At 49.2% G+C, this 3645-nt stretch carries 3 protein-coding genes and 1 riboswitch; all 3 genes read right to left on the reverse strand.

The genetic code is table 11. From position 1 onward, the window contains the following. Window positions 1-229: 229 nt before the first annotated feature. The 3 genes from QUB39_RS30300 to cobG all read right to left on the reverse strand — a co-directional run bounded on the left by QUB39_RS30300 (window position 230) and on the right by cobG (window position 3382). Window positions 230-940: a precorrin-2 C(20)-methyltransferase gene (locus QUB39_RS30300; protein ID WP_333058637.1), complete on the reverse strand. Its 711-nt coding sequence runs from the start codon at window positions 938-940 to the stop codon at window positions 230-232. Next, the gene (locus QUB39_RS30305; RefSeq protein WP_333212848.1) at window positions 937-1566 is read right to left on the reverse strand and encodes a precorrin-8X methylmutase; all 630 of its coding nucleotides are present in this window, start codon (window positions 1564-1566) and stop codon (window positions 937-939) included. The genes QUB39_RS30300 and QUB39_RS30305 overlap by 4 nt, the downstream gene beginning before the upstream one ends. Before the next feature lie 166 nt (window positions 1567-1732). Further along, window positions 1733-3382, reverse strand: coding sequence for a precorrin-3B synthase (gene cobG, locus QUB39_RS30310; RefSeq protein WP_333212846.1), 1650 nt, complete (start codon window positions 3380-3382; stop codon window positions 1733-1735). An 8-nt stretch (window positions 3383-3390) separates the two neighbouring features. After that, a riboswitch (adenosylcobalamin-variant (AdoCbl-variant) riboswitch) is annotated at window positions 3391-3470 on the reverse strand. Window positions 3471-3645 lie beyond the last annotated feature (175 nt).

The following is a 3645-nucleotide window of genomic DNA, read 5'->3' on the forward strand; positions in this document are numbered from 1 at the left end:
ATTTGTTTATGATTGCTTTATTTGGTTTTCAATGTTCGTGACGGCTTTGTGTTCCGCCATGTAAATAAACATAAAGCATATTCTCAGGTTTGTAAAGTTTTTTAACAACAGATTAACTGATGATATGTATAAGATTGACTTATAAATAGCAGGAATGGTGGATAAATGGGAAAGAATGGACAAAAACTAGGTAAAGCCTGGAAGCGCGTCGCCTTCAGGCATGGAAATATTAAGATACAGACTTCTGCTGGCTAGGTATCATAATGAGAGCCCAATAGGGAACTTCAGCGGGCTCGACATCTGCGATCGCCCGAATTCGCTGATTCGGCATAGTTGCGCGTTCTATATACAATGCTCGATCGAACTGTCCCAACTCAATCAGTACGTCCCGGACTTTCGCAAAATGCCGCCCCAGTTTAATAATTACAGCAGCATCAACAACCGCCAGTCGATCGCGCAAAACCTCAGCATCCAGCGTCGCAGGCATAATACTTAACACATCGTTACGATAAGTCAGCGGCACTCCCAACGCAGCCGCACTCGCCATTGTCGAAGAAATTCCCGGCACAACTTCAGTGGTAAATCTCGCCGACAAACGGTTGAATAGATACATAAACGAGCCGTAGAGAAAAGGTTCGCCCTCACACAGCACCGCCACATCCTGTCCCTCGCTCAGATGGGCGGCAATTTTCTCGGCAGCAATATCATAATAAGGTTGAGACGATCGCGTCGGACTAAAAGGCAACGGCATCGGAATCTCAATTTGCTCCGGGCGCAGATAATCAGCAACGATCGCCCGCGCCAGCACCTTACCATTTTCCATCGCCGGATAGGCAATCACCGGCACCGATTGCAAAATCCGATAAGCTTTCAATGTGATCAATTCTGGATCGCCAGGGCCAATACCCAAACCGTACAATTTACCAGTAGCCTTAGTCATAATTCATCCTTTTTCGCTAACGCATTCACGGCTGCCGTTGCCATTGCACTGCCACCACGCCGCCCGTGCAACGTAATAAATGGCACTCCCCGACTGTTGGCAGCGAGTTCGGCTTTGGATTCGGCAGCCCCCACAAATCCTACCGGGAAACCCAGAATTAAAGCCGGTTTGGGTGCTCCGGCATCCAACATTTCCAGTAGTCGGAACAAAGCAGTCGGGGCATTGCCAATTGCCACAACCGCACCCTCCAAGTTATCCAGCCATAAATCAAGCGCCGCAGCCGATCGAGTATTTCCTATTTGTCGCGCCAACTCCGGGATTTCGGAATGCCAGAGGGTGCAAATCACCGGATTGTCAGCGGGAAGGCGTTTGCGAGTGATACCTTCGGCCACCATCCGGGCATCGCACAGAATCGGCGCACCTGCGGCGAGGGCTTGGCGTCCGCAGGTGGCTGCACCGGGCGAAGCTGCTAAATCTGCAACAATATCCGTCATGCCGCAACTGTGAATTAGTCGCACGGCTACCGATTCTAAATCGGGCGGCAAGCTTGACAAATCTGCTTCGGCTCGAATTGTGGCGAAGGATTTGGTGTAGATTTCTGTTCCGTCTCGAATGTAGTCAATCATTGTTTAAAACTGCTATGGGAAGTTTGTGGGATTTGTGAAATAGATTTTTTGAATGAACCGCCAACATGGAAAGGACGCGAAAGAAGAAATATCCAGAAATATAGAAAGAGAAATAATTAAAAATTGTCAGTTTTCATGGGATATTTTTTCACTTTCAATTCCGATTTTAGGTGCTCAACAACTCCTGCAATTGGTCGATCGCCTGCCGATCAATAAACTCACCAAATGACTCCAAAGGCTCTCGAAACCGCTGATACACCCGCAACATTCGCTCGATCGCACCGGGCATCTCGACCGCACTCACCGCCGGAAAAATTGGTTGTCCGAAGGGCAAATCTTTTCTACCCGCATAAATGTCGTAACCTTCGATCGTCTCGTGTCCTCGCTCAATCTGAATTCCCACCAGCGTGATATCAATTGGCTGGTGCTGGGCGCAGGACTTTTGGCAACCGCTGAAATGAATGTTAATCGGCAGGTCGATCGTCAATTTTTGCGCTAAATCCCTCACCATTGATAGGGCGTGACTTTGAGTATCTGTCGCCGCCGACGCACAGCCGCTGCTGCCGGCACAAGCCACCAAGCACGAATCTAGGCGAGTCGCTGACGAGTGCAATCCCAAATCGGCGATTTGCTGTTTTACCTCAAAAAGCTGGGAGTTGGGGATATCAGAAATCAACAGATTTTGCCACGGCGTAAGTCTCAGGGTACCGCTGGCTAGATTTTGGGCTAAATTTGCCAAATTCCGCAGTTGCTTTGATTCTAGCCTACCGAGAGGCAGCGCAATTCCCATGTAGGAAAAACCGGACTGTCGCTGAGGATGAATGCCGAGATGTCGGGATTGTTCGATCGCCCTTGCAGATGAGTCGATCGAACGGGCGGGCAAGATGCCCACCCCACAAGGAAATTCACTCTTTGTGGAACAGGCATCTTGCCTGTTTTTGGGAAAGGCGATCGAACGGGCGGGTAAGATGCCCACCCCACAAGGAAATTCACTCTTTGTGGAACAGGCATCTTGCCTGTTTTTGGGAAAGGTGCAAGATGTGAATTGCCATAAAAATGGTAAATTCTGCTGTACCCTTTCTAGATAACTTTCAGCGCCCCAATCTGTCAGCAGGTGACGCAAACGCGGTTTTTTGCCATCAATTCGAGGTCGATTTTTGGTGTATTCAAGATAGGTGCTAGCGAGGGCGGCTAATACTGAAATACATTGCGATTCTTGGATGAAAATTCCTGTATCGCCGTTTAAATGCAGCCGAAAAACGATTTCTGATTGGGTTGAAAGCGCTTCAGCAGCTAATAAAATATCGTTGCGTAAAGCCTGGATCGAAACCGATTCCCCGCCGTCGAAGCCAATACTGAACTTAGGCGAAAGTTCCGACAATTCGGGATGCGTTTGCAGGTAATCATCCCAAGCTTTCACTAGCGGGCGAGTATCCAGTAACTGCTGGCGATCGATCCCTGCTGTCGGGCTTGCCATAATATTGCGAATCGGGTCAACTTCAACGCGGCGAGACGCTATCCCCAATTCCTGCAAGCGGTTCCAGACTTCCGGGGGAATTTCCGAGTGCACTTCTCGGATTTGCAAATTTCCCCGATTCGTCACTTGCAAACAGCCGGTACTGTATTGATCTGCCAAATCGGCGATCGTCCCACACTGCTGCGCGTTTAAAATTCCCCCCGGAATCCGCATTCTCGATAAAACTCCGTCTCGGGCTTGGGAACCGTAAAATAAACCCGGACAAGTCGGCAAATCAGTCAAAGCTAACAAATAATCTCCTCCCCGTGCTACGCAGGGAATCCAAAAGTAAACGCCCACAAAGCGCCCCCGAAATCGGCATTCTGACTTTTACAGTTGCGGCACAGCGCCGGAATTGCACCGGACTTTCCCGCTTTCAGGTTTTAGAAAGGTATCACGAGCTGACCCACAGAAAGCAAAACCCTCAACTTTCTTAACAAAACTTCTGGCGATTGCGTCGGGCCCCGCAAGCTACGGCCCTGTCTCTCCTCTCATCAGCTTTCCTAATCACACTCATCAGTTTAACTGTCGTCAAACCCCTTTACAAACCTTAACGATAGGCG

It is taken from the genome of Microcoleus sp. AT8-B5 (assembly GCF_036705565.1).
In the GTDB taxonomy this organism is placed as follows: domain Bacteria; phylum Cyanobacteriota; class Cyanobacteriia; order Cyanobacteriales; family Microcoleaceae; genus Microcoleus.

Bases quoted from the DNA above. Each gene is read 5' to 3' on its own strand.
- QUB39_RS30305 (WP_333212848.1), bottom strand. From the start codon at position 1,566: ATGATTGACTACATTCGAGACGGAACAGAAATCTACACCAAATCCTTC.
- QUB39_RS30300 (WP_333058637.1), bottom strand. From the start codon at position 940: ATGACTAAGGCTACTGGTAAATTGTACGGTTTGGGTATTGGCCCTGGC.